Annotated in this window: 18 protein-coding genes; 6 read left to right on the top strand and 12 right to left on the bottom strand. The window is 66.8% G+C overall.

The genetic code is table 11. From position 1 onward, the window contains the following. The first annotated feature begins 12 nt into the window (after nucleotides 1-12). The 3 genes from HPY83_10695 (at nucleotide 13) to HPY83_10685 (ending at nucleotide 6,638) form a co-directional block, all read left to right on the top strand. The gene (locus HPY83_10695) at nucleotides 13-4,212 is read left to right on the top strand and encodes a PAS domain S-box protein (protein NPV08413.1); all 4,200 of its coding nucleotides are present in this window, start codon (nucleotides 13-15) and stop codon (nucleotides 4,210-4,212) included. 25 nt (nucleotides 4,213-4,237) lie between these two features. Then, nucleotides 4,238-5,497: an aminopeptidase P family protein gene (locus HPY83_10690; GenBank protein NPV08412.1), complete on the top strand. Its 1,260-nt coding sequence runs from the start codon at nucleotides 4,238-4,240 to the stop codon at nucleotides 5,495-5,497. Between the two features lie 121 nt (nucleotides 5,498-5,618). Then, on the top strand, nucleotides 5,619-6,638 hold the full coding sequence (locus HPY83_10685; GenBank protein NPV08411.1) for a D-2-hydroxyacid dehydrogenase: 1,020 nt from the start codon (nucleotides 5,619-5,621) through the stop codon (nucleotides 6,636-6,638). A gap of 13 nt (nucleotides 6,639-6,651) precedes the next feature. Here the strand turns inward: HPY83_10685 and HPY83_10680 are convergent, their stop codons facing one another. The 7 genes from HPY83_10680 to HPY83_10650 all read right to left on the bottom strand — a co-directional run bounded on the left by HPY83_10680 (nucleotide 6,652) and on the right by HPY83_10650 (nucleotide 15,617). Beyond that, nucleotides 6,652-8,013 carry a HAMP domain-containing histidine kinase gene (locus HPY83_10680; GenBank protein NPV08410.1) on the bottom strand — a complete coding sequence of 454 codons (1,362 nt, stop codon included), beginning with the start codon at nucleotides 8,011-8,013 and terminating at the stop codon, nucleotides 6,652-6,654. Then, nucleotides 8,010-8,705, bottom strand: coding sequence for a response regulator transcription factor (locus tag HPY83_10675; protein ID NPV08409.1), 696 nt, complete (start codon nucleotides 8,703-8,705; stop codon nucleotides 8,010-8,012). The genes HPY83_10680 and HPY83_10675 overlap by 4 nt, the downstream gene beginning before the upstream one ends. A 218-nt stretch (nucleotides 8,706-8,923) precedes the next feature. Beyond that, nucleotides 8,924-9,754, bottom strand: coding sequence for a sugar phosphate isomerase/epimerase (locus HPY83_10670; protein NPV08408.1), 831 nt, complete (start codon nucleotides 9,752-9,754; stop codon nucleotides 8,924-8,926). A gap of 172 nt (nucleotides 9,755-9,926) precedes the next feature. Further along, nucleotides 9,927-12,284 (bottom strand): class I SAM-dependent methyltransferase, encoded by a 2,358-nt coding sequence (locus HPY83_10665; GenBank protein ID NPV08407.1) that lies wholly within the window; start codon nucleotides 12,282-12,284, stop codon nucleotides 9,927-9,929. Nucleotides 12,285-12,375: 91 nt separating this feature from the next. Next, nucleotides 12,376-13,272, bottom strand: coding sequence for a carbohydrate ABC transporter permease (locus HPY83_10660; GenBank protein ID NPV08406.1), 897 nt, complete (start codon nucleotides 13,270-13,272; stop codon nucleotides 12,376-12,378). A gap of 4 nt (nucleotides 13,273-13,276) precedes the next feature. Continuing rightward, entirely contained in the window at nucleotides 13,277-14,230 is a 954-nt protein-coding gene (locus HPY83_10655) for a sugar ABC transporter permease (protein ID NPV08405.1), read from the bottom strand. A gap of 106 nt (nucleotides 14,231-14,336) precedes the next feature. Continuing rightward, nucleotides 14,337-15,617: a sugar ABC transporter substrate-binding protein gene (locus tag HPY83_10650; protein NPV08404.1), complete on the bottom strand. Its 1,281-nt coding sequence runs from the start codon at nucleotides 15,615-15,617 to the stop codon at nucleotides 14,337-14,339. A gap of 789 nt (nucleotides 15,618-16,406) precedes the next feature. On the opposite strand from HPY83_10650, the gene HPY83_10645 reads away from it, so the two are divergent. Continuing rightward, nucleotides 16,407-17,777: an L-seryl-tRNA(Sec) selenium transferase gene (locus HPY83_10645; protein NPV08403.1), complete on the top strand. Its 1,371-nt coding sequence runs from the start codon at nucleotides 16,407-16,409 to the stop codon at nucleotides 17,775-17,777. 56 nt (nucleotides 17,778-17,833) lie between these two features. Then, nucleotides 17,834-18,100 carry a hypothetical protein gene (locus tag HPY83_10640; protein NPV08402.1) on the top strand — a complete coding sequence of 89 codons (267 nt, stop codon included), beginning with the start codon at nucleotides 17,834-17,836 and terminating at the stop codon, nucleotides 18,098-18,100. A gap of 125 nt (nucleotides 18,101-18,225) precedes the next feature. Here the strand turns inward: HPY83_10640 and HPY83_10635 are convergent, their stop codons facing one another. Beyond that, entirely contained in the window at nucleotides 18,226-19,059 is an 834-nt protein-coding gene (locus HPY83_10635; GenBank protein NPV08401.1) for a hypothetical protein, read from the bottom strand. Between the two features lie 391 nt (nucleotides 19,060-19,450). After that, nucleotides 19,451-20,452: a hypothetical protein gene (locus HPY83_10630; protein NPV08400.1), complete on the bottom strand. Its 1,002-nt coding sequence runs from the start codon at nucleotides 20,450-20,452 to the stop codon at nucleotides 19,451-19,453. 245 nt (nucleotides 20,453-20,697) lie between these two features. Between HPY83_10630 and tsaD the strand changes: the two genes are divergently transcribed. Continuing rightward, a complete protein-coding gene (tsaD, locus tag HPY83_10625; GenBank protein ID NPV08399.1) occupies nucleotides 20,698-21,777 on the top strand; it encodes a tRNA (adenosine(37)-N6)-threonylcarbamoyltransferase complex transferase subunit TsaD in 1,080 nt (359 codons plus the stop codon). Here the strand turns inward: tsaD and HPY83_10620 are convergent. The 3 genes from HPY83_10620 to HPY83_10610 are packed head-to-tail and all read right to left on the bottom strand — an operon-like array spanning nucleotide 21,714 to nucleotide 25,373. After that, nucleotides 21,714-23,216, bottom strand: coding sequence for a DUF4129 domain-containing protein (locus HPY83_10620; GenBank protein NPV08398.1), 1,503 nt, complete (start codon nucleotides 23,214-23,216; stop codon nucleotides 21,714-21,716). The genes tsaD and HPY83_10620 overlap by 64 nt on opposite strands. Then, entirely contained in the window at nucleotides 23,188-24,405 is a 1,218-nt protein-coding gene (locus HPY83_10615; protein NPV08397.1) for a DUF58 domain-containing protein, read from the bottom strand. The genes HPY83_10620 and HPY83_10615 overlap by 29 nt, the downstream gene beginning before the upstream one ends. Then, nucleotides 24,402-25,373: a MoxR family ATPase gene (locus HPY83_10610; protein ID NPV08396.1), complete on the bottom strand. Its 972-nt coding sequence runs from the start codon at nucleotides 25,371-25,373 to the stop codon at nucleotides 24,402-24,404. Before HPY83_10610 ends, HPY83_10615 begins: the two co-directional genes overlap by 4 nt. Between the last annotated feature and the right edge of the window lie 473 nt (nucleotides 25,374-25,846).

Here is a 25,846-nt window from a genome sequence, read left to right as displayed (position 1 = left end):
GGGAGGTGTGAAGTGCGCGAAGCGAACACGGGCGACGGCCCCGAGAGCGCCGGCTCGACGGCGCGGCGCGGTCCCTCCCTGCCGCAAGTTCGGGCCATCCCTGGCTTGACCCTGGACAGCCTCAGCAAGGTGGTGAGCGGACTGCCGATGAACGCTTGCCTGACGGACGCTGAGGGCCGCTACCTGGCGGTAAGCGACGGCTACTGCCGCACCTACGGGTACGAGCGGGAGGAGCTTCTGGGGCGGTCCTACCTGATGCTGGTGCCCCCGGAGGGACACGAGCAGTCGGTTGCCCGGTATGCCCGGCGCTTCTCCGGCCAGGCTGTCGAACCGGTGAAGACGCCGCGCATACGCAAGGACGGAAGCCGCATCTTGGCTCGACCGGAGCATCAGCTCATCGTCCTGGACGACGGGCAGCGCGTCGTGCTGTCGGTGGTAGCGGACGTGTCCGAGCTTGAGGAGGCCAGGGCGGCTCTGGACATGAGCGAGGCTAGGTACCGCGCCCTCGCCGAGCAATCCTACGACGCCATCGTGATGACCGATGATAAGGGCATAGTGGTGAACTGGAGTCTGGGGGCCGAGCGCATACTGGGCATTCCTCGCGAGCAGGCCCTGGGCGCCAAACTGGCGGAGCTGCAGGCGGCTGCCACTCCCCCAGAGAGACGTACTCCCGAAACCGCGACCCAGATCCGCCAGCTAGTGGAGGGCTTCTTGGCGGGCGACCCGTCCAGATGGCAGGACACTCTGTGGGAGCACACCATTCAGCGCCCGGATGGCAGTCGGGCGATAGTGCAGACACGCGTCTTCCCCATGCAGACGGAGAGCAAGCTCCTCGTGGGCAGCATCACGCGCGACGTGACCGAAGCTCGAGCGGCAGAGGAAGCCCTGCGGAAGAGGGCCCGGCAGCAGACCCGGCTCCTGGAAACCGCCCGGTACCTCACTGGCAGCCTGGACCTCGACGTGATCCTGCGGCGCATTGCCGAAGAGGCGAGGGAGCTCCTAGAGGCAGCGGGCAGCGCCATCTACTTGCTGGAGCCCGGGGGGGAAGTGCTCCGACCCATGGTGGCCATCGAGCCCCCCTACGAGAAGGAGATCCTGGCTACTCCGCTGGATGTGGGGCGAAGCTTCACTGGCCAGGCGGTCAGGCTCAGGCGGGGCGTGGTGTTCAACGACGCCTACGACAGCCCTTTGGGGCAGTACATCGAGGGCACGCCGGAGGACACGGAAGAACGGATTATCGCCGTCCCCTTCGTGGTAGACGATGAAGTGCTGGGCGCCATGTGCCTCAGCCGGCCGGGCACGCCCTTCGGCGAAGAGGACCTGACGCTGGCGGAGACCTTCGCCACCTATGCCGCCACCGCAGTGAAGAACGCCCATGCTCACGAGCAGCTCCGACGGGAGATAGAGGAACGCCGCCGCGCCGAGGCCGCGCTGCGCGACAGCGAGGCCCAGTTTCGGGCTCTCACTGAGCACTCGACCGACGTCATCACCCGCTTCGACCGGCAGCTGCGGCACTTGTACGCCAACCCGGCCATCGCCACCCTCACCGGGATGGCGCCGGAGGAGGTGGTCGGCAGAACACTGGGCGAGACAGGGTACCCGCCGGAGCTGTGCTCCCAATGGGAAGAGGCCATCGAGCAAGTGTTCCAGACAGGGCGGCCTCACTTGGAGCACTTGGAGTTGCGCGGGGTGGACGGGCCCGTCTACCTGGACCTGCGTTTGGTGCCGGAGTTCGGGCCGGAGGGCGAGGTAACTACGGTCCTCAGCAGCGCCCGCGACATAACCGAGGCCAGGCGGGTGGCCACGGCGCTCCAGGAATCAGAGCGCTTTCTCTCCACCCTGATGGGGAACCTGCCGGGAGCGGTGTACCGCTGTGCCAACGACCCCCACTGGACCATGATCTACCTGAGCGAGGGGAGCCGCCGGCTGACCGGCTACGCCCCCGAGGAGCTGGTGGCCAACTGGACCATCGCCTACGCCGACCTCATCCACCCCGACGATCGCGAAGAAGTGCGGCGCCAGGTGGATGCGGGGCTGGCAGCGGATGGTACTTTCCAGCTGGAGTACCGCATCATCGCTCGGGATGGCCAGGAGAAGTGGGTGTGGGAGCGGGGGCGGCTGGCCTGGTCCGATGGCGACCAGTCCGTGCTGGAAGGCTTTCTCACCGATATCACCGAGCGCAAGCGGGCTCGGCAGACCCAGGAAGCCATGTATGCCATCTCGCAGGCTGCCCTGACCTGCGGGACGGTGGAGGAGCTATGCGCCTCCATCCACGAGACCATCCGGCAGCTCATGCCGGCCCTGAACCTGTACGTGGCTCTGTATGACCCGGGATCGGACTCGGTCAGCTTCCCCTACTTCGTGGACGAACAGGAGGGCCCGCCGCAGGCGCCCCGCCGGGGCCATCGGGGGGTGACCGAGTACATTCTGCGCACCGGCCGGACCCTGCTGGCGGATCGGGAGCGGATACACGAACTGAACGCCCGAGGAGAGATCAGAGCCACGACTGGCATTCCGGAGAGCTACCTGGGGCTTCCCTTACGTAGCCAGGGCGGTCCACCCCTGGGTGTGCTGGCGGTGCAGAGCTACGATGCGTCCGTCACCTACTCCGAGCGGGAGCGCGACATACTCGAGTTCGTCTCCAGCCAGGTCGCTCTGGCTCTCCAGCGCAAAGAGGCGGAGGAGGCGGTGCGGCAGGAGCGAGACTTCGCCCAGAGCTTGCTCAGCACCGCCCAGGCCATCGTCCTGGTGCTCGATCCCGAGGGGCGTGTAGTCTCCTACAACTCCTACACCGAGGCCCTGACCGGTTGCCCGCTGGAACGGGCCAAGGGCCAGGAGTGGGCGGCGCTCTTCGTGCCGGAGCGGGAGCGAGAGGCAGTCCGGGAGCAGATTGGGCTGGTGCTTGAGACGGGCAGCGTTCACGGTTATGTGAACCCGGTGCTCTCGGCGGAGGGCAGAGAGCGCCTGGTGGAGTGGCACGGCGGGCGCCTTACCGATGCCCAGGGCAATGCAGTGGGAGTGCTTACCACAGGACATGACATAACCGAGCGGAAGCGGCTGGAGGAGCAATTGCTTCAGTCGCAGAAGATGGAGACTATCGGGCGACTAGCGGGTGGGATCGCCCACGACTTCAACAACCTGCTGACCGCCATCACCGGCCACGCCCAGTTCGCCCTCGAGGGGCTGCCGGCAGGAGACCCCACCCGCGACGACCTGAGCGAGGTGTTGCGCGCGGCCGACAGGGCCGCCGGCCTGACCCGACAGCTGCTGGCCTTCTCCCGTCGGCAGATCATTGAGCCGCGGCTGGTGGACCTGAGCGAGTTGGTGCTGCATACCCACAAGATGCTGCGTCGGCTCATCGGGGAGGATATCGAACTGATCACCGTCCCTGCGCCTGAGCCCTGTGTGGTCCGCGTCGACCCGGTCCAGATAGAGCAGGTGCTCGTCAACCTGGTGGTGAACGCAGGCGAGGCCATGCCCGAGGGAGGGCGCCTGGCCATCGAGGTCACGCCCATCAGCCTAGACTCCAACTACGCGCGACGGTACGTGGACCTGGACCCTGGGGAGTATGTGCAGCTTTCGGTGACCGATACGGGCACCGGAATGTCCGACGAGGTGAAGGCGCACCTCTTCGAGCCCTTCTACACCACCAAAGGGCCCGACAAAGGGACCGGACTGGGCCTGGCCACCGTCTACGGGATCGTGCGTCAGCATCGAGGCGCGGTGTCGATCTACAGCGAGGTCGGGGTTGGCACCACCGTCAGAGTATATCTGCCTCGCGTGGCTGAGGCCGCCGAGCGGTTACCGCGGCGAGATGAGGCCGGTTTCCTCCCCGCCGGTCACGAGACGGTGCTGATCGTGGAGGACGAAGCGCTGGTGCGCAAAGTGGTGGCCCGGGCGCTGAGCGGTCAGGGCTACCGGGTGCTGGAGGCGGCCGATGGGCGGGAGGCGATCCGGGTGGCGCAGGAACATGCGGGGCCCATACACCTGCTGGTGACGGACGTGGTCATGCCTCAGATGGGGGGCAAGGAGCTCGCCGACAACCTGAGGGCCGCCAGGCCGGAGGTATCCGTGCTCTACGTCTCGGGTTACACCGACAGCGCCATCGTCCGCGGTGGCATTCTGGAGGATGGGACTGCCTTCCTGCAGAAGCCCTTCACGGTGGCGGCGCTGGCGCGCAAGGCGCGCGAGGTGCTGGACGCGCGGGGCTGAGGGGGAACTTGCTGAGGGAGGGGCCTTGAGTATGGTCGAGCCGGCGATTCTGAGTCTGCGCCAGCAGGCCGCCGTCACCAACGACGTCCTGCGACGCCGCTTCGAGACGGTGCTGCCCATGGCCATGCGCGAGGCCGGGCTGGATATGTGGCTCATCCTCTGCCACGAGGACAACCTCGACCCCGTCCTGCGCACCATGATCCCCTGGCAGTCCTGGACCCCCATCCTCCAGGTGGTGGTCTTCCACGACCGCGGGGGCGAGGCGGGCATCGAGCGGCTCAACCTCTCCCTGACCGACATGCGGGGCCTCATGGACACCGCCTGGCGGCGCGACTCGGGCGAGGACCAGTGGCAGGCCCTGCGCCGGGTCATCGCCGAGCGGAATCCCGGACGCATCGGGGTCAACCGCTCCGACGTCATCTGGGCCGCCGATGGCCTGACCGCCAGCCTGGAGCGCAAGCTGGTGGAGACGCTGGGGCCGGACCTCTCCTCCCGCCTGGTCTCGGCGGAGACGGCCTGCATCCGTTGGCTGGAGACCCGCACTCGGGAGGAATTGGACCTGTACTCCCAGGCGTGCGCCATCGCCCACGCCCTTATCGCCGAGTGCTTCTCCCGCCGCGTCATCACCCCCGGCATGACCACCGGCGAGGACCTGCGCTGGCACTACTGGGAGCGGGTGCGGGGCCTGGGGCTGGACGTCTCCTTCAGCCCTCACTTCCGCTTCTTTCGCAGTCCGCAGGACCGGGAGCGATGGGGCGAAGAAGACCAGGCCATCCGGCCGGGCGACCTGCTCCACTGTGACGTGGGCCTCCAGTACCTGCGCCTGACCACCGACCACCAGGAGCTGGCCTACGTCCTGCGTCCGGGCGAGTGGCAGCCGCCCGAGGGGTTGAGGGCGGGTATGAGCGAAGCCAACCGGCTGCAGGAGATCTTCGTCTCCTCCTGGGAGGAGGGCCTGAGCGGCAACGAGATCCACGCTCGGGCCCTGGAACGAGCCCGCGCTGAGGTGCTGAGCCGGCCCAAGATCTACTCCCACTCCCTGGGTCACTTCCTCCACGAGCCGGGCCCCCTGATGGGGTTGCCCTGGGAGCAGGGGCCCATCCCCGGGCGGGGCGACGTGGTGATGCGCCCGAACACCTGCTACACGGTGGAGCTAAGCGTCACCCTGCCCGTGCCCGAGTGGGGCGGGGAGGAGGTGACCTTCATGCTAGAGCAGGACGCCGCCTTCACGAGCGAGGGGCCGATCTTCCTGGACGGCCGACAGACGGACTTCCACCTGGTGTAGGCCGGCCCGACAGGGGCGTGGTTCCGCTGCGGGTTGGGGGCCCCCTCCGCCGGTCGGAAGGTGCGGGTGCCCGGCGCGGCCCATGCTATAATGCCGCCCACTTCGCTACCGGAGGCCTTCAATGGGTGGCAGCGCTCCCGTCATCTTCTCCTCCATGAGCTTCACCGAGGTGCAGTGGGACCGGCTCCGCCGCCTGGTTCCCCAGGCAGTCATTCGCCAGGTGACGGCTCGCCACCCCTCCGAGGTGGGGCCCAATGTAGGCGACGCCGAGGTCGCCATCATCGGCGGCGATCACGACTTCGACCCCGCTCTTGCGCCCAACCTCCGCTGGGTGCAGACCGCCAGCGCCGGCGTGAACTTGCTCCTCGACGGAGACCTCTGGCGGAGCGACGTGGTCATCTGCACCGCCAGCGGCATCCAGGTGCGCTCGATGGCGGAGTGGGCCTTCGCTACTATCCTGGCCTTTCGCCACCGGCTGCCCTACCTGCGGGAGCGGCAGAAGCAGCACGTCTGGGTGCCGACCGATCCCCTCGGCCATCCCATGGGCGACCTGGCCGGCCTGACTATGGGAGTGGTGGGCTACGGGAGCATCGGCCGGGAGGTGGGTCGGCTGGCCAAGGCCTTCGGGATGAGGCTGGTGGCTACCATGGTGGGCGCCGATCGCCCCGCTGACACCGGCTACGTCCTCCCCGGCGCTGGCGACCCCGAGGGAACCCTGCCGGATGTGCTGGCGGAGCCCGATTACCTGATGTCGCTCCTGGCGCAGAGCGATGTGGTAGTGGTCACCGTGCCCAGCACGCCAGCGACCTATCGGATGATGGGGGAGGCCCAGTTCCGGGCCATGCGCCCAGAGGCTATGTTCGTCAACATGTCGCGGGGTACGGTGGTGAACGAGAGGGCACTGGAGCGCGCCCTGCGGGAGGGGTGGATCGCCGGTGCTGCCCTGGATGTGACCGAAGTGGAGCCGCTACCCGGGAACAGCCCCCTATGGGATCGGGAGAACCTGATCCTGACCCCCCACATCTCCTGGCTTAGCCCGGCCTACTACGATCGGCTCATGGACCTGTTCGCCGAGAACGTGCGCCGGTACCTGGCCGGCGGGCCGCTGCTGAACGTGGTGGATCGGGAACGAGCTTTCTGATCCGGCGGAGCCGTTACCTCTGAGGCGCCGGGGGCGCTGCCAGACTGGCCGAGGGCACTGCAGCGACCGGCAGGCGGAACCAGAAGCGCGACCCCTGCCCCAGAGAACTGGTGACGCCTATGGAGCCATGCATCGCCTCCACCAACTGCCGGGCGATGGCCAGGCCCAGGCCGGAGCCACCGTGCTCGCGGGACCGGGAGTGCTCCGCTCGCCACAGCCGATCGAAGATGTGGGGGAGTTCCGCTTCGGAGATGCCTTCTCCCGTGTCCGAGACGGAGACCTCTAGCGCGTCGTCAGCCGGCTTGGCTTCCACCCGGACGGTGCCTCCCTCGGGTGTGTGTCGCAGGGCGTTGCTGAGCAGGTTGGCCAGCACCTGCCCGACGCGGGAGCCGTCTGCCAGCACCGGCGGCAGGTGGGAGGGCCAGTCCCCCACCAGGGTGATCCCCCTGGCCTCCATCGCCGGGCGGAAGATGGTCAGCGAGCTCTCCAGGGACTCGGCCAGATCCACCGGAGCCAACTCCAGTGACATCCGGCCCGAGTCGAACTCGGCCAGCTGGCCCAGGTCGTGCACTAGCCGGTTGAGCCGCAGCACCTGGTCGTAGAGGGCGGCCACCTCCTCCTCGCTGGGGGCGTACACCCCGTCGAGCATGGCACTCAGGTTCCCCTGGAGGACGGTCAAAGGGGTGCGCAGCTCGTGGGCGATGTCGGCGGTGAGCTCGCGCCGCCGGCGTTCGGCGTCCTGCAGGCTGGCGGCCATGTGGTTGAAGGCGTGGGCCAGCTCTCGTGCCTCGTCGGGGCCGCCGGCCTCGATGCGGTGCTCCAGCTTGCCCGCTGCCACCGCCCGAGCCCCGGCCACCAGTCGGCGGAGGGGCGCCGAGAGGCTCTCGCTCACCAGCAGGCTGGCTAGCAAGGCGCCTAGGGCGGCCACGCCGGCGGCGATGAGCATGGTACGCCGCATGACCTGGAGCACGACGGCGTACTCCTGGGAGAGGGCCGACACCGAGAGGGGCAGCACGTAGCCGGCGAACTCGCCGCCGTCGGTGAGGCGGACGGCCAGGCGGCGCTCCAGGGCGGTAAGGTAGCGGCCGGGTTCGCCTTGCCAGTCATATACCACCAAGCCATTGCGATCGGCCAGGATGACGCGAGGCGCGCCCGGGCTCATGCGGTGCATCCACCCCATGCCCATGCCGCGACCCTGGGCCCGGTTCCATTCCTCCAGGCGGGCTACCAGGTCGGTGCCCTCCAGGGCCTGCCGGGCCGCCTCTCGCCGAAGGGTGAGCTCCAGGGCCTGGCCGGTGAGGAAGGCCACCAGGAGGATGCCCAGGAGGACCAAAGCGGCGTGAGAGAGCGTCAGGCGCACCCAGAGCCGGTTCATCCCTCCCCCTGCAGCCGATAGCCGACCCCGTAGACGGTCTGGATGTAGTCCTGGGGGTCGTTGTCGCCGCTGATCTTGCGCCTGAGGTTCTTGATGTGGCTGTCCACGGTGCGTTCCATCCCCTCGTAGGCGTAGCCGAAGGCGGCCTCGATCAGCTCCAGCCGGGTGAAGGCATGCCCCGGGGCACGCATAAGAGCGCGGAGCAACTGGAACTCGGTGGGGGTCAGGTCGAGCTCCTGGCCGTTCAGGGCGGCCCGATGCGAGTCGAGGTCCAGCTCCAGCCCGCGCACCCGCAGGAGGGGAGACGCTGGAGCGTCCGGTGAGGCCCGCCGCAGGACGGCCCGGACTCGGGCCACCACCTCGCGGGGGCTGAAAGGCTTGGTGACGTAGTCGTCGGCGCCCAGCTCCAGGCCGACGATGCGGTCGGCCTCTTCGGTGCGAGCGGTGAGCATGATGATGGGGATGTGCCGGAGGGAAGAATCGGAGCGGACCAGGCGGGTCAGGTCCCAGCCGTCGCGGTCGGGCAGCATGAGGTCGAGGACGATGAGGTCGGGCCGTTCTCGCCTGAGGGTGTGGAGGGCTTCCTCCCCGCCGAAGGCGGTCAGCACGCGGAAGCCGTCCCGCTCCAGGTAGGCCCGCAGGACTCTCGCTATCTCCCTATCGTCGTCCACCACCAGAACTTGCTGCGGCAACTCGCCGGCGCCCTCCGCCGTGACCTGTCAGAGACTACGCGTACATTAAAGCACAGGTAGGGGTTCCTCGGCACGGCGCGGGTTGGGTGGCCTCAAGCCAAGACGCAGAGCCGCAAAGATGCTGAAGGGGTATCCTGGCGCCTTTGCGGCTCTGTCGGAGGAAGAGGACGGCAAGGACATAGGTCCTCGCCTGGGTTCGCTGACTCCAGGCTCCCGGGTCAGTCCAGGTCTTGAAGGCCCAGGCTCCGCAGATGCTCCACCGACTTGCGGATGTTCTCCTGGCGCTGCTCCAGGGTAAGCGGCTCCTCTCCGGCAATGCCCTCGATCTCGATGCTGTACGGACCCTCGAAGCCGACTCCCCTGAGGATCTCCAGACACCGCCCCAGGTCTATGGTACCCTCGCCCAGGGCAGGGAAGTACCAGTCCTTGTAGCCCTTGCGGCTGTCCTTGAGGTGGACGTGGCCGACGAAGGGGGCGATCTTCTGCAGTTGCTCTTCCCCGTCCAGACCCTGGGTGTAGTAGTAGATGTTGCCGGTGTCCCAGTTGACGCGGATGTTGTCGTGCTGCAGGTCCCTGAGGGTGGCCAGGGCCTCGTCCGCGTTGGTCACCAGAGGCGGGTGCGTCTCCAGACAGATGAGGATGCCCTTGCGCTGAGCGTAGTCGGCGATCTCCAGGGTGCCCTGGTAGAGGTCGCGCTTATCCTCCGCCTGCCCCGTGCTGCCGGTGAACCAGCGGGCTCCCAGCTCGGCGGCGATGTCGAGGCGCCGCTTGATGGCTTCCCTGCCCTCCGCCGTCTTGACGTCGGCGCTGCCGTTGCCGGTGCTGGCCGACACGCCCGCCTGTGCCAGCGCCCTCTTCACCGTCTGGACCTGCTCGTCGGGGCTGCGATCGGTGAGGATGACCTCGGCCGGGACCACCAGGTGGCCGCCGTGAGGCTTCAGGGCTACCTCCAGATGGGTCACGCCGACGGTGGGAGCGTGGGCAATGGCGGCCTCCAGACCGAACTGACCGTAGCAGTTGGTGTAGATCTCAAGGAAGCGTCCGGGCACGTTCCTGCTCCTGTGTAGCCTGAAGACTGACGATGCCTGTGTCACCTGCAGGAGTATGTCCCGGCCCCATCTAGGAGTCAATCGCAGTCGGGGCCTCCGGCGATGGCGTGCGCGCCCGGTAGCGCTTCATGCCCTCACGCCCCTAAAGCGGCGAGGGCGGTGCCGTGGTCCGCTACCGGAGCCACCGGGCCACTCCGGCCAACAGCAGATAGGCGGCGGCTCCAGCCACCATCGCCCAGCTATAGCCCCACAACATGGCTGCGGCTATGGCCAGGGTCGAGCCCAGAACGGAGCACGCCCCGTTGGTGGCCCACAGAAGCGGCACTCGGTCCGCCTGCCTGTCGGAGGCCAGCCGGAGCAGGCAGGGGAAAGGGATCCCCATGGGCACACCCAAGATGATGGTCGCCAGGCCGGCGGCGGCCAGGCCCCAGGCTGGGGCCGCGCTCAGCAACAACGCGGTGGCTGGGGGCAGCAGCCATCGGAAGGCTAGCGCCAGAGCGGCTATGGCGAGGCAGGCCCCTGCGGCGGCACGCGGGAGGCTGCGGCGGGGCCACCTCTGGCTGAGCCAACTACCGGCACCGCCGGCCAACAGCAGCGCCGTCAGGATGATGGCCAGCGAGAGCACCGGATGGCCCACCACCAGCTGCCACTGGTGGATCAGGGGCAGCTCCAGGAGCATGAAGCCCATGCCGGCCAGCGCCGCGTACAAGAGCATCGCCGAGAGCCGGCCCGCTGCCGATGCGGCCCACTCGGTCCGCCGGGCGTACATGGCCACCGCCGACAGGGCGAGGGCGAGTGCGGCCGAGGCCACGAGAGCCTGGCGGACTGGGAAAGGCAAGCCCGGGTCCAGCTTGAAGAAGAAGGGTCGATCGTCAGCGGTCGGCCGGAGGTCGTAGGAGGGGTCTCCGGCCAGGAACTCCTCCAGCGTGGCGCCCTGGCGGAGGGGGGCGAACGGCATCTCGAAGAGCCCGGGCAGGTGCAAAGGCTGTAGCCCCAGACGGTTAGCCCAGGCGGCCAAGCGCTGAAGCTCTTCCCCGCCCAGAGGCTGCCTTCCCACGATGGTGACTGACTCCCGCAGGGTGGGATCGGAGTGGGGCCGCATGAGCAGGCTAATGTGATCCAGCCCCTCGTCGGGAGGCACGCCCCGCTCGGACAGCACCTGCAGAGCGGTCAGGGCGGCCCGGCTCGCCTCCAGGGCGTTGTGAGAAACGATGGCCAGCCGCCCATCCGGCTCCAGGCGATCCAGATAGGCGGCGAAGGCTTCCCTGGTGAAGAGGTAGTTCTCCGCCAGGGACTGACTCACCGGCTCGGGCGCCTGGGTGTAGGCCAGGTTGAGGTAGATCAGGTCGTAGCGCTCGTCGCTGCGCTCGACGAAGGCACGGCCGTCGCCCATCACCAGGGTGACCTCGGGCCGATCGAGGATGGCGCCGTTGTATTGGGAGTAGTGGCGCGTCGCCTTCACGATGGCGGGGTTGACTTCCACCGCGGTGATGTCACCGGCGCCGGCCAACAGGGCCAGCAGCACGTCCTTGCCCGCTCCCGCACCCAGGACGAGGACGCGTTCGGCAGGGGCTACGGTGAAGGGGAGGAACTCCACCGTCTGCTGCCGGTGGGCCTGGTGGGCCAGGTCCCCGTCGAATCGGATCATGTAGCTGCCCGCTCCCCCGTCGGTGAAGACCAGCATCTCGGAGGGATCGGCGGTCTGGACCACGTCCACCCGAGCGAAGGGGTGCCACACGGTGTAGACTACGCGGGCCTGCCGCGCCGGGTCGGCCAGCACCTGGAACATGGTCTTGTCTCGGGCCGCGCCCGCCAGGGAGCCGGAGGCGAGGTCTGCCACCCCGAAGGCCAGGCTACCGGCCAGAGCCAGGGTGCCCAGGGCCAGTCCGGCCAGCGGGGCCCACACAGGAAGGTGCCGATCGGAGAGACTAGCGGCACCGGCGGCCAGGGCGGCCACCAGGCCCAAGGAGACGACCAGGTTGAAGGCCCCGCCCAGTGCCAGCAACCCCAGTCCCAGAACCACGCCTGCGGCAGCGCCCAGCAGGTCCGCCCCATAGAGCCATCCGCTGTACTGGGGCAGTTGAGCGAAGGCGAGGGCGCTGAAGAGCCCGATCAGGACGAAAGGCAGCAGCGCGATGACCACTGCGGGCAGGATTGAGCTGCCCGTGGGCAGCCGAGCCAGGAGGATGCCTACTAGAGGAAAGGCGAGGATAAGGCCGGCCAGGACTACCAGGGGAAGCCGGTCGCGCTCCCACCTCCCAGGGCGACGCAGAGGGGCGGCCGTCGCCGCTCCCAGTCCCAGCCCCAGCACCGCTAGCGAGACGGCAAGGAAGGCATAGTGGTACTGGAAGAGCAGGGAGAATACCCGCGTCAAGCCAATCTCGTAGGCTAGGCCGGCGGCAGAGGTCAGGGCCAGGGCCAGCGACAGGTAGTACACCCGCGCCGGAGCGGCAGGTCCTGCCACCGAAAGGGCCAGGGCCTCGGCAGCCCCAGGCGGGGACGATTCGCGCTTGAGGGGCGTGGATGGCACCCCGCGCTCCCGGGCTAGGACCGTGCCCGTCGCCGGTGGGGCGGGCGACGGAGGAGATGTCGGACAACCGGCGGCATGCTCACGCTCACGATCAGCCCTTCAACCCGGTGAGAGTGATTCCCTCCACGAAGGCACGCTGGGCGAAGAAGAAGAGTATCACCAGGGGCAGCATCACCACCACGGAAGCGGCCATGAGAAGGTTCATCCGGACGTCGTACTGGCCATTGAAGAACGCCAGGCCCACGGCCAGGGTGTAGAGGCGGGCGTTGTTGAGGTAGATGAGGGGCTCCATGAAGTCGTTCCAGTTGTCCTTGAAGCTCAGTATGGCGATTACCGTCAGCACCGGAATGCTCAGGGGCACTATCACGTAGCGTATGGTCTGGAGGGTGCTGGCCCCATCGACGTGGGCTGCCTCCTCCAGGTCCACCGGCACCGACATGAAGAACTGGCGCATCAGGAAGATGGCGTACGCCTCGCCGAACCAGGCGGGTACGGTAAGGGGCAGGAAGGTGTTCACCCAGCCGAGCTCATTGAAAAGGATGAACTTGGGGATCATCACTACTGGCTTGGGCAACATGAGGGTGGCCAGGAGTATGGCGAACCAGAAGTTCTTGCCCGGTGCGGTGAGGCGCGCGAAGCCATACGCGACTACGGTGCAGGAGATCAGCCGGCCTGTCAGGACTGCCACCTCGATGATCATAGTGTTGCGGAAGAACAGGTGGAATGGCAGCAAGGGATTGGCGAGAGCCTCGGCGAAGTTGCTCCACATCACGGGGTTGGGGATCCACTGTGGCGGCCAGACGAAGATCTGGTACTCGGCCTTCAGGGCGGAGGAGATCATCCAGAAGAAGGGGAAGGCGAAGAGGGCGCCAAGCCCTACGAGGAGGGCGTAGACGACGACATCGTGCACCAGCTTCTCTATCCTGCGGCTGCGCGTCCACGACCACAGGCCACGGGAAAGAGCATTGGCGAGAGGGTTTCCGGACATGGCACTACCTGCCTCTTTCCGCTTCGTAATACACCCACAGGGCCGAAGAGCGCAGGGCGATAAGGGTGAGCCCGAGGATGATAAGGAACAAGACCCAGGCCAGGGCCGAGGCATAGCCCATCTTGAGCCAGCTGAACGCATTACGATAAAGGTGCAGCATGTAGAAGAGGGTGGATCTGAGCGGCCCTCCGATGGTTCCGGCCCGAGCGGTGGAGATGACGTAGGCAGTGTCGAACGTCTGAAAGGAGCCGATCATGGACATGACGAAGTTGAAGAAGATAGCGGGGCTCAACATGGGCAGCGTCACCCGAATGAACCGGGGCCAACGGCCGGCTCCGTCTATCTCCGCCGCCTCGTAGAGGGTGGAGGGAATGCCCTTGAGGCCGGCCAGGAAGATGAGCATCTCCCCGCCCACGCCCCAGCCGCTCATAAGCACCAGACCCCAGAGAGCATACCCGGGGTCGGAGAACCAGGCCGGACCCCTAATCCCGATCAGGCGAAGAGCTCCGTTGACGGGGCCGAACCTGGGATTCAGGATCCACGACCACAGCACTGCGGCGGCGACGCTGGCCACGATGCTGGGAAGGTAGAAGATGGTGCGGAAGATGCCGACGCCCTTGGTGGCCTCGTTGAGCAGGATGGCCAGGAAGAGCGCCGCCGACAGGCGGAGAGGTACGCTGAAGACGGAGTACACCACGGTCACCCGTAAGGACTGCCAGTAGTCCGGGTCCTCGGTGAACATGGTGACGTAGTTTCTTAGGCCCACCCACTCGGGTGGGCTAAGCATGTCCCACCGGGTGAAGCTGAGGCCGGCGGAGGCGACCATGGGGCCGGCGATGAAGGCGATGAGGCCGATGAGCCAAGGGGCGATGCACAGGTAGAAGATGACCGTCTCGTGACGGATTCGGGGAGCTCTGTGTCGGGTCTCAAGGACGCTGGGTGGACCGGCAAGGGCCATGCCCTACCTCCGATGGCAAGTCATTGAGCATAAGCACGGTGGTGAGACGGCTGCGGGCCGTCTCACCACCTGCCGATCAGACAGCAGCAGCGTTGCGCCGCTGCGGTTACTGCTGCCGCGCCAGACAGGCGTCGGCTGCCGCTGCCGCCTCATCCATGGCTGCCTGGACGTCACCGCCCTGGAGAAGGAGCCGTTCCACGGCGGCCTTGAAGTTCTGCTCCACGCACTCGGAGAAGTACATGGTGCGGAACTCAGGCAGGGGGTGGAGGTACTGTAGGTCCTCGATGATAGGTCCGTCGTAGGGGTCCTCAGTCAGGCCCTGCGCTTCGGCGATCGGTGCCACGGCAGTCAGGGCGTAGTCGGCGAAGGCCTCTGCCCCCTCCTCCGCGGCGATGTACTTCAGGAAGGCCCAGGCGGTATCCTTGTTGGGACTCTCGCTATAGAGAGCGAAGCCGGCCCAGCAGATAGAGTTGGCGTGCTGCTTTCCCATGGGTAGGCCCACGGTCCCGAAGTTGAGATTGGGGTTCGCCTTGAAGTCCGCCAGCGGCCAGCGCCCCGTCCAGAGCATGCCGACCATTCCGGTCTGGAACAGGTCTACACCTGCCAGAGCCCCTAGGTCTTCTGGGCCGGGGGCCACCTGATGCTCCCGATAGAGGTCGACGTAGAACTGAATCGCCTCCACGGTCTCCGGGCTATTCATGTAGCCGGTGGTGGTGGTGCCGTCAGAGCTGAGGATGTCACCGCCGGCTTGGAAGACGAAGGGCGAGATACCGCGCCACCACGTGACGTCACCCCAGTGGTTGGGCAGCTGGATGCCCCACTGATCGATCTGGCCGTCGCCGTCCTCATCCACCGTCAGTGCCTGGGCGGTGGCAAGGAAGTCGTCCCACGTCCACCCCGCCTGAGGGTAATCTAGACCCGCCTCGTCGAAGAGGTCCTTGTTATAGTAGACCACGAGAGGGCTGTAGTCCTTGGTGAGGAGGTACGTCTGTCCGTCTATCTGGCCGATCTCCAGCAGGCCAGGCAGGAACAGGCTCAGATCCAGAGGGTTGTTTCCGTTGATGTATGGGTCGAGGAGCTCGACCGCTCCCCGTTGCACGAAGCGGGCCACGTCGCCGTCGCCCACCATGAACACATCGGGGGCGGTGCCGGCGGCGAACTGGGTCAGAAGCTTGTCGCCGTAGCCCTGAGGCACAGCCTCCAGTTGCACCGTGACGTCCGGGTACATAGCCTGGAAACCAGCTATGGCCCTGTTCCACGGGTCCAGGGCCTCGCCGCTCTCCCAGCTTCCTACGCGGATGGTGCCCGAGATCTCGGTCACCGGTTCAGGCGTGGGCTCGGCAGTGGGAGTCTCGGCGGGTGGTTCGGTTGGTGTCGCTTCGGGCACAGGGGTGTCGGTGGGGGCTTCAGCAACCGCCGGGGTGTCGGTGGGAGCTGGGAGAGGCGTGGCTGTAGCCGCCGGCGCGCCCCCGCAACCTGCTAACAGAGAGAGCGCAAGAACTGAGACGATAAGCAGACTGACAGGTTTCCTTAGCTGGCACAACATAGTCGTTCCTCCCAATGTCTCGAGTTGGTCGTGACAGTCGCTTGCTCTATCGGCAGTCATCACCTCCTTCCAATCTACGTGAAGCCGTACGCTAATCCGGCGCCTGACCTCCCTATGGAGCGAGATCGGGGTGGCCATGACCCGGCGGACGTGCTGGAGGATGGCGTTCGCCCGGCACATGCCCGGCAGGCGACCACGCTGTCGCCCCGGAGCCTGTCACACGGAGGGGCAAGCGCAAGAGGGTGAGGTTGGTTACGGGGAGCTACTCCACGCGATTCGGGTCATTGGTCTGCTCGGTCACACTCTTGGCAACAGTCTGAATGCGCTGTCTATCCTGGTGCCTAGTGTAGTATAGCCCGCATCATGTGTAAAGCCGGTTGCAGATCGCCGGGTACATCAAGACCGGTGCGTGGGGGCGAATCTCGTGTTCGCCCGTGGCGCCCCTGACCGGTGGCCTGGGCGAACGCAGGATCCGGGCGAATACAAGATTCGCCCCGACGGCAGGGGTGACAGTTGCGCGGCGCCGTTGCCGCCATTCGCCTCCAGACTGAAGGCACCCTGCGTTCACCAGCGCTTGACCGACGGTGTGACCGGCGCTATATTCTTTGCACTGCTTCACATTGGGTGCCCATGAATCGGGAAAGCGGGTCCTTGCGCCACATACCGAGCGTCTCAGCGCTGCTTGAGCTGGCCGAAGTGCGGGCCCTGGAGGAGCGTTGGGGGCACGACGTGGTGGTGGAGGCGGCTCGTCAGGCCACTCAGGCCGAGAGGGAAAGGCTGCTTCAGGGCGAACCGCCGCAGGCGGATTGGGCGACAGCGGTGCGCCAGGTAGTGGAGGCCCTTACCCGACCCTCGTTGCGCCCGGTGATCAACGCTTCCGGCGTTATCGTGCATACCAATCTTGGCCGGGCCCCGCTGGCACCCGAGGCTCTCGAAGCAATGGCCTCGGTGGCGGGGGGATACAGCACCCTGGAGTACGACTTGGCTCAGGGCAGGCGGGGGTCGCGGCACGTTCACGCCGAGCGAGACCTTTGCGAGCTCACGGGTGCCGAGGCCGCCCTGGTGGTCAACAACAACGCCGCGGCAGTCTTGCTAGTGCTGATGACCCTGGCCCAGGGCCGAGAAGTGGTGATCTCGCGCAGCCAGCTGGTGGAGATCGGCGGGGGGTTCCGCATTCCGGAGGTGATGGCCCAGAGCGGGGCCCGCCTGGTCGAGGTGGGTACCACCAACCGCACGTACGTGGAGGACTACCTTCGGGCATCGGGCGAGCAGACGGCCCTGTTCATGTACGTACATCGCAGCAACTTCCAGCTTCAGGGATTCGTGCACGAGCCGGGGCTAGAGGAACTGGCCCAAGCAGCGCACAGCGTGGGCGCCCGGTTCTACGCCGATGTGGGCTCCGGCGCTCTGCGGGACACGGCCGCGTACGGACTGGCCCATGAGCCTACCACACAGGAATGCTTGGAGGCCGGAGCCGACCTGGTGAGCTTCAGTGGCGACAAGCTCCTGGGCGGGCCCCAGGCGGGTGTCATCGTGGGACGGGAGGAGAGCGTAGCACCCCTGCGGCGGCATCCGCTTATGCGCGCTCTGCGCGTGGGCAAGCTTACCCTGGCGGCGCTGCAGGCCACCCTGCTGCAGTACCGCCGGGGAGCCGAGGCGGAGTCGGTCCCCGTCTGGCGCATGATCGCCGCCGACGTGTCCGACCTGGAGGCACGGGCGCGCCGCTGGCGGGAGGCTCTGGGGCGGGGGGAGTTGCGCCCGAGCCGAAGCGCCGTGGGCGGGGGCTCGTTGCCGGGACAGACCCTGCCCACCGTGGTGCTGGCCCTGCCCCTGGCCGATCCCCAGGCAGCGGCAGTGGCGCTGCGGCACGGTGAGCCCCCGGTGATCGCCCGGGTGGAGGACGACGCCCTCGTCCTCGATCCCCGAACGGTGCTCCCGGGCCAAGACGAGGCGCTCATCGTCAGGGTTCGAATGGCACTGACCGGTCGGGGCGACCGGTAACGAATAGAGACAGAGACACAGCCAGCGCTTCACTCAGCAGAGAGGAGGACATCGCAATGGCCAAGCTGGTGATCGCCTTCGACTCCTACGAAGCCGTTGACAGCTACGAGGGCAGGCAGGCTATCTCTCAGGCGCGCTCCATCCCGGGCGTGACGGGCGTGCGGGTGTACCGGGCCGGCAGTTCCCCCCGGTACACGCTGGAACTGGACGCCGAGGACGACAAGGTAGAGGACGTACAGAAGGCCATCGAGACGTACGTGGCTCCCTACCGCGGCTACCTCAGCAACTGGAGCGTCAGGACCCTGAGGGAGATGAGGTTATAGGTTACAGGTTACAGGTTATAGGTTATAGGGGTTAGGGAATAGGGGAATAGGGAATAGCCTTTGCGTCGCTTATGTCCTATTCCCTACAACCTGTTCCCTGTAACCTATAACCTATTCCCTATAACCTATTCCCTGTAACCTATCTGCATGACTGTTTCCCACATGGCCACGATGTTCTCGGGAGGCACGTCGGCCTGGATGTTGTGGATGGTGTTGAAGACGTAGCCGCCGCCGGGCATCAGGGCCTCGACGTTGCGCCTGACGTCTTCTCGCACCTCCTCCGGGGTGCCATGAGGCAGCACCCCCTGGGTGTCCACTCCCCCGCCCCAGAACACCAGCGCATCGCCGAAGTCCCGCTTCAGGGCGGCTGGCTCCATACCGGCGGCCCGCACGTGCACTGGGTTGAGGATGTCCACTCCCACCTCTATGAGGTCCGGCAGGATCTCGCGCACGCTGCCGCAGGTATGGAAGAAGAGCTTGGCGTGGGGCGCCAGCTGGTGAATGCGTTCATGGATCACTCGCAGCCGGGGCTTCATTACCTCGCGGAACATACGGGGCGAGATGAGTTGCGATATCTGGGTGCCGTAGTCGTCCGCCTCGGAGACCGCGTCCACCACATCGCCCAGCCGGGGCAGGGCCATCTCCCAGAAGTCCAGCTTGCACTGGACCATCTTGTCCAGCAGCGCCTCGGCCGAGGCACGGTCCGCCAGCAGGTCCACCATGAAGTCCTCGGTGCCCCGGAGGCGCTGGGCCATCTCGAAGATGCCGGCCAGCACGCCCTTGATCATCACGGCCTTGCCCTGGGCCCGGTAGCGCTCGGCCTGTTCCCGCAGGCCCTCGATGCGCCGAGGATCGCCGCAATCGGGCCACGGGTGTGCTTCGATCGCCTGAGGGGAGGTGCTGGGGCCGGCCAGAGGGCTGCGCACGATGGTGTAGTAGAGCCCCCCTTCCTTGGGCATGTGGTAGGTGATGCCCCACTCGTCGGTGTACTGCCAGTACTCGCCGGCGTCCTGGTTGACCACGTTCCAGTTGTGGGCGTTTAGAGGGAATAGACCGCGTACGTCAATGCCCCATCTCTCCACCAAGTCATCGTCCGGGAGCGCCAGCTGCTGGATGGCGTCGGGGATGGTGGGTTGGACCTCGGGGAGGCCTAGGTAGCGGCGGAGGTTGAGGTAGGCCTTCACCGTGATGCCGGTGACCTGGGTACTGCCCAGGTCGAAGGGAACGCGGTCGGGCTCGCGGTGATCCAGGGCCGTCAGAAGGCGCTCGCGTGAGGTCATAAGTAGCTCCTCGCCGGCAGTGGATAGCGGGTGGATGCCTTGTTGCCTACTAGCCACTAGTCGCTCGATTCTACCACCGCCATAGCACCCGACGGAAGGCTTCACCCACGGCCTGCCAGGCCACTTCGGGCCGCTCGGCGCGGTAGTCGTTGGCGTCGGACCCGCGGAAGCCCCAGGCGGCCAGGTTGCGTACTCCGGCGGCGTAGGCCGCCTCGGCGGCCATGACGATCTCCACCTCGCGGCCGGAGGGCACGGCGAAGGACTGCAGCCAGAGGTGATGGTCCTTGCGGTGGCGGGCACACACCTCCAGCAGCCGCCGCGACCATTCGCTGACATAGCCCTGCACCTGAACCGGGCGGCCGAACCAGTAGGGGTCGGTGCCCAGGTTGTCCACGTGGGGCAGGGCGGCGAAGTCCTCCCAGTTGCGGTCGCCGAAGCGGGCATCGGTGGAGGGCATAAGGCAGAGGCAGTTGCGCCCCCCCTTGCCGTGCACGTACTGAGTCATCTCGCTGAAAAAGTCCAGCACCGAGGCGTGTCGGAAGTCCTTGACGTCCTCGGTGAGCTCGGTGGGCATGTCGTAGCCATACGTATCCCGAAAGATGGCCTGGCAGCGAGGGCAACGGCAGCCCCACTGGGGCTCCTGCCCCTCGTCCCCGGGACGGAAGGCGAGCCGGGGCTCGTCCCAGAAGACCATCTCGGCTTCGGTGGCCACGGCCGCGTCGGCCCAGCCCTGGAGGGCCTGACGGAACTCCCGGCTGTGGAGGCAGGCCATCCCCACCGGCTGGCCGGTGTTCAGGATCTGGCGCGAATCGGGGTACTCGGCGAGCCAGCCCGACACCTCGCCAGCGAAGACCCGCCCCATCCCCCAGGAGTCTATCCACGCTTCCAGGCCGTGCACGTGGGTGATGTGGACGATGTCCTTGAGCACCTCTCGGTGCCTCATGTAGTCGTTCTCGCTGAACATGTGGACGACGTAGGTGCAGTTATGAGCGACGATGTCGCGCATGTCATCGCGCACGTGGTAGAGCATGCGGTTGCCGTGATAAGCGATGCCGGTCTTCATCATCTGCATTGCTGGGCTCCGTGGCAGGGGTTGCCCGGCAGTATCCATGCCGGGGGCGTCCAGTCAAGCCAGGCGACCGAGAACGCCCACCGCCCCGTCGCGCTCGGTCAGAGATGCTGTCGTGAGCGCCCCTACCACGATGGCGTGGGGGCCGCGCGTTCGCGACCACGAAGGACCCTGTAGGGGCGTTTTGCGTTTCCCAGAACTGATCCGCCGGTATATACTCGGGCTAGCCCCGGGAGCCGTTAGGGACAATGGATGTAATCCTGGCAATCGAGACATCGTGCGACGAGACTGCCGCCGCCGTGGTAGCTCAGGGGCGGCGGATACTCTCGAACGTGGTCGCCTCCCAGGTACACCTGCATCAGGAGTACGGGGGTGTCTTCCCGGAGATGGCCAGCCGGGAGCACATCAGGGCCATCTCCCTGGTCGTGGAGGAAGCGATGGCTCCCCTGGAGCGCGGATGGGACGACATAGAGGCCCTGGCGGTGACGCACGGGCCCGGGCTCTCCGGTTCGCTCCTGGTGGGGGTGAACGTGGCCAAGGGCATCGCCTTTGGCCGTGGTCTTCCTCTGCTGGCTCTCAACCACATCGTCTCCCACATCTACGCCAATTGGCTCATCCCCCCCGACATGGATCGGGCGGAGCCGGTGGAGCCTGAACCTCAGTTTCCCCTGCTAGTGCTGGTGGTGAGCGGCGGGCACACCACCCTGGTTCTCATGCGCGGCCATGACGACTACGAGGCCATCGGCCAGACGGTGGACGATGCTGCCGGGGAGGCCTTTGACAAGGTGGCACGGCTGCTGGGGTTGCCCTACCCGGGAGGCCCCGAGATCGAGAAGGTGGCCGCTCACGGACTGGCCTCGGCCGTCGAGATGCCCCGGATGCGCATGCGTGATAGCTACGACTTCAGCTTCAGCGGGCTCAAGACGGCCGCGCTGCGGCTGGTCGAGTCCTACGGGGGCCGAGGGGAGAAGGCCAATCCCTCTCGGCTGCCGGTGGCCAACATAGCTGCCGCCTTCCAGGAGGCGGTGGTGGATGCTCTGGTGAGCAAGACGGCGGAGGCAGCTCAGGAGTACGGCGTGCGTCAGGTGCTACTGGCCGGAGGAGTGGCCGCCAATAGCCGCCTGCGCCAGGTGATGAGCCAGAGCCTCAAGGGAATCCCTCTACGCTATCCCCCCAAGCAGCTCTGCACCGACAACGCCGCCATGGTGGCGGCGGCCGCGTACTACCAACAGGAGTCGGCCCGGGTGGGGTGGGACCTGGATGTCTACCCCGGGCTGGGGCTGCCCAGCTCCGACGGGCGCCGTCCGTCCGAGTCGGGCGTCTCGTAGCGGAAGAGCCAGCTCTCGATGCGACCGAGGGCCTCCCGCGCCCGCTCCACCGTGCCTTCGTCCGGGGGCAGGGGCGAGTAGCGGGCTACGTTGTAGGCGCGGGTCAGGGCCTCAATGGAGTCGGCGATGTCGGGCAGTCGGTGGGAGAGCGACCTTCCGTACGTCCACGGTGTCTCCCAGGGCCGGTGGTTCAGGCCTCGCTCGGCCGTCAGCTTGAGCATTCGCCGGTAAGCTTGCCGTATGATCACCCGTGGGTCCTCGCCGGGCTCCAGAGGGACGAATTGCGAGCGGCGCTGAGGCCGGCGTCGTGCCAGCCACTGCGATACCTGGTCTCGCATCAGTTGCAGAGACCAGTCCACCTCCCGTGTCTCCTGAACTCCCTCGGCGCTGCTCACGAACCGGCGCCTTAGTAGCCACACGAAGAGCAGCACCACTACCGCCACGATCAGCAGGATCACCAGCGTTCCTATCCAGGGCGGCACACCCGCAACCTCTTCTGGGCGACTGAGGAACTCCTCGAAACTCTCGGGTGGCTCCGGGGTGGGCAGGGCCAGTTCCTCTCGTGCCTCTTCGGAGATGAGGCTGTTCAGCCATTGGATGAGGGGGGCCAGAAGCCGGAAGATGATGTAGGCGAAGGCCACGATGATGTAAGCCAGTACGCCGGTGATGATCCTGAGCACGGGAGAGAACCAGCGCACCACGGACACCACCGACTCCGGGTCCACCAGGAAGGTGGCCGCCCAGCCGGACAGCACCACTACGGCCACCACCACTACTACCACCAGGTACCAGAAGCGTCCCAGTGAGGGCATGCCGCCGCCGGCGCGCAGACTCTGGCGGACGGTGCGGCTGATGTCGGTGAGGGCGAGAGCGCCCATGCCGGAGGCAAGGAACACCAGCACTGGTTCCATGATCCCGTTGATGAGCCCCAGACCCAGGCTATGGCGGGTGGCCCCGGCCAGCGTCATCAGCGCCAGAGCGATCACGCCGGTCATGAAGCCCCGGCGCAAGGGCTCCACCTCGGACCAATCCACGGTGATGGCCCGCATCCATAGCCCGGCACCTACGGCGAAGACCACCCAAACGGCGGGAGCGTCTGCAGTCCAGACGGTAGCCTGGCGGTAGAGGCTCGCCAGCCAGTCGAGAAGCCCCGCATCCGGGCCGGGCATGACCACCAGCAGCACCAGGAACACGGCGAGCAAGCCTGCCAGCCCGGCAATGATCCGACCCACGGGCCGCGCCGATAGGGCGTGAGCCATAGTCGAGCCGCCGACCAGTAGCAGCAGAGGCAGCCAGAAGGGCAGATGGAGGCCGCGAGGTACAAAGAAGCCGCTCGCTAGCAAGGCATTGACGAGGGGCACCATCCAGGCCGCGCGCATGGAGGCCGAAAGCAGCGGTATCAGGACGTAGTCAAGCCAGTTGAAGCGATGCCAGTTCATTCCAACTCTCGGCGCCGCCCAGGTGGTGGGTCTCAAGCTGAGGGGCGATGTCGGGTGGTTCCTCTCCCACTGTGAGCAGAGTAACGGCGTAGCCCAGATCCTGGAGGGCGAGCAACTGCTCTTGCGTCTCCTCGCTGGGCCGCGACGTGAGCACGATGACGGTGGCGCCGAAGGGCAGATCGGCGCCTATGACGGAGAGCAGACGGGGCAACGGCATTAGGCGGAAGCCCGTCAGCTGGGCCATGGCCTCCAGAAGCACGGCGATCTGATCCGGATGCCGACCGGCCGGTATGCGGATGAGCTCGCTGCTCTCCACCGGCCCGGTGTTGGCCATGAGCCCCACGGAGTACCCGGCGCTCAGGCTATCCGCGGCCAGCGAGGCTGCCGCCGTCACGAGCAACTCCAAGTACTCGGGCACCAGGCTGTAAGGCCGCTCGGCGGTCTGGACATCCACCACCAGCATGAGCACCCGGCTGGCGCTGGGGTCGAAGACGCGCGTCTGCAGCTGCCCCAAGCGGGCGGTGGCCTTCCAGTGGACGAAGCGAATGCTGTCGCCGGGTTGGTACTCCCGCACACCCCGGAAGCGGAGTGGGTCTTCCAGCACTCGCCTGGTGGCGGCGAAGTCGCCCGAAGGACGGGCAGCGGGCAGTCCCAGCACCTCCACTGGCACCACCTTGGGGTAGACGATGAGCCGGTCAATGGTCTCCTGGTACCGGTGCTGGCGACGAAAGCCGAACACGTCGCCGGCGTAGATGTCCACCGGCCCGAAGCGGAAGACGCCTCGGTTGCTGCCCCGCAGGCGGTACACTCGCCGGACTCTCTCATACCAGCGCAAGGCCAGGAAGTTGACGAGGGCGCTTTTGAAGCTGACGGCGCGGCTGACCCCCAGCTGACCGGTAAGGAGCTCGACGCCGTCCGGGTACTGATCGCTGATAAGGACCCAGGGCAGGGGGAGAGGCTTGGCGTTGTAGATGTCCAGCGTCAGCTCGGTCTCCTCTCCGAACTCCAGTCGGCGGCGGGCGAACCGCCGGCTATAGCGGAGCTCTGAGAGGGAGTAGCGCGCCCACAATGCCGACACGGAGGCAGCTGCCGTCAGCATGAGGGCGAAGAGGAACAGGCGAGCGTCCCGGGTGACGGCGCTAAGGAGGTAGAGCAGCAGCAGCAACGTCCACCAGAACGCTCCGATCATCCGGCGACCTCAGCGGACCAGTCCTCTTCGACCGGAACGGGTACCTGGGCGAGGATCTCAGAGACGATTTCCCGCCCCGCCCGGCCTCGCAGGCGGGTGCGCATGCTGGGGATGAGCCGGTGAGCCAGCACGGGCACTGCCAGTTCCTGGAGATCGTCGGGCTGGACGTAGTCCCGGCCGCGCAGAGCCGCCAGCGCCTGAGAGGTGCGCATGAGGGCCAGTGACCCACGGGGGCTGGCACCGAGCGCCAGAGTCTCGTCCTGGCGGGTGCGCCGTACCAGCTCGAGGAGGTAGTCCTCCACCACCGGGTGCAGGTACACCTCCCGGCACACGCGGCTCAGTTCGAGGACCTCCTGCGCCGAGAGCACCGGTTCCAGGTCCTCGTAGGGGTCCTCGGTGCGGAACCGGCGAATGATGGCCCGCTCCTCCTCCAAGTTCGGGTAGCCCAGCTCCAGGCGCATCAGAAACCGGTCTATCTGGGCTTCCGGGAGGGGAAAAGTGCCCTCCAGCTCGATGGGGTTCTGGGTGGCCAGCACCAGGAAGGGGCGAGGCACGGGGCGGGTGATGCCGTCCACCGTGACCTGGCCCTCCTGCATCACCTCAAGCAGGGCGGATTGAGTGCGGGGGGAGGCCCGGTTGATCTCATCGGCGAGTACCAATTGGCTCATGACCGGGCCGGGGCGGAACTCGAACTCTCCGGAACGCTGGTTGTAGACGTTCACCCCGGTGACGTCGGAGGGCAGAAGGTCAGGGGTGAACTGGATACGCTGGAAGGAAGCGCCCAGGGAGCGGGCCAGGCTCTTGGCTAGGGTGGTTTTGCCGATGCCAGGGACGTCCTCTAGGAGCACGTGACCCTGGGCCAGGAGGGACACCAGAAGCAGGTCCACCACCGACTCCTTGCCCACGATGACCCGGCCTACGTTCTCTCGCACCCGGGCCGCCGCCTCCTGTACCGGTGCTACGTCCACCACGGTGTCCTCCTAACTGATGTAGAAACGCCTCTGCTCGGGCGCGGTGACCGGCAGAGGCCTTCTGTTAGCATAGCTGGCTCGACTGCCACTGAGGCTAATAACGTCCTCATACTATCAGTGGTGAGGACGCCCGGCAACCCGAGTAACAGCTCAGGGTAGGGGGCACAGATTCCTCCCAGCACCGCCGCTGGGGTCCCTCGCTGGGCTCAGACCAGGAGAGCAAGCCCGCCTGCACCCCAAGAACTCTCTCCGGCCAGAAGTGCGCGCGCCCACGCGCGCCCTGCCTCCAAGTGCCTACCGCGCCTGGGGGCGCTCATTTCTCAAGGAGGGACCTCCGCACCCCCGCCCTGCCGCTACAGCCAGCCCAAGAGCCTGCCCGCAGACGCTGTGGGGAGACCCCGTACTCCGGTCTACCGCGCGCGACTGCCAGCTGAACACACTCATCCCCTCGATCCTGGACTCCTGCCAAG

Source organism: Anaerolineae bacterium (genome assembly GCA_013178015.1).
In the GTDB taxonomy this organism is placed as follows: domain Bacteria; phylum Chloroflexota; class Anaerolineae; order DRVO01; family DRVO01; genus Ch71.
This window is presented reverse-complemented; position numbering and strand designations above follow the sequence as displayed.

Excerpts from the sequence above, each read along its gene's own strand:
- HPY83_10685 (NPV08411.1), top strand. The coding sequence starts at position 5,619 with ATGGGTGGCAGCGCTCCCGTCATCTTCTCCTCCATGAGCTTCACCGAG.
- HPY83_10680 (NPV08410.1), bottom strand. The coding sequence starts at position 8,013 with ATGAACCGGCTCTGGGTGCGCCTGACGCTCTCTCACGCCGCTTTGGTC.
- HPY83_10660 (NPV08406.1), bottom strand. The coding sequence starts at position 13,272 with ATGTCCGGAAACCCTCTCGCCAATGCTCTTTCCCGTGGCCTGTGGTCG.
- HPY83_10655 (NPV08405.1), bottom strand. The coding sequence starts at position 14,230 with ATGGCCCTTGCCGGTCCACCCAGCGTCCTTGAGACCCGACACAGAGCT.
- HPY83_10645 (NPV08403.1), top strand. The coding sequence starts at position 16,407 with ATGAATCGGGAAAGCGGGTCCTTGCGCCACATACCGAGCGTCTCAGCG.
- HPY83_10640 (NPV08402.1), top strand. The coding sequence starts at position 17,834 with ATGGCCAAGCTGGTGATCGCCTTCGACTCCTACGAAGCCGTTGACAGC.
- HPY83_10635 (NPV08401.1), bottom strand. The coding sequence starts at position 19,059 with ATGCCCAAGGAAGGGGGGCTCTACTACACCATCGTGCGCAGCCCTCTG.
- HPY83_10630 (NPV08400.1), bottom strand. The coding sequence starts at position 20,452 with ATGCAGATGATGAAGACCGGCATCGCTTATCACGGCAACCGCATGCTC.
- tsaD (NPV08399.1), top strand. The coding sequence starts at position 20,698 with ATGGATGTAATCCTGGCAATCGAGACATCGTGCGACGAGACTGCCGCC.
- HPY83_10620 (NPV08398.1), bottom strand. The coding sequence starts at position 23,216 with ATGAACTGGCATCGCTTCAACTGGCTTGACTACGTCCTGATACCGCTG.
- HPY83_10615 (NPV08397.1), bottom strand. The coding sequence starts at position 24,405 with ATGATCGGAGCGTTCTGGTGGACGTTGCTGCTGCTGCTCTACCTCCTT.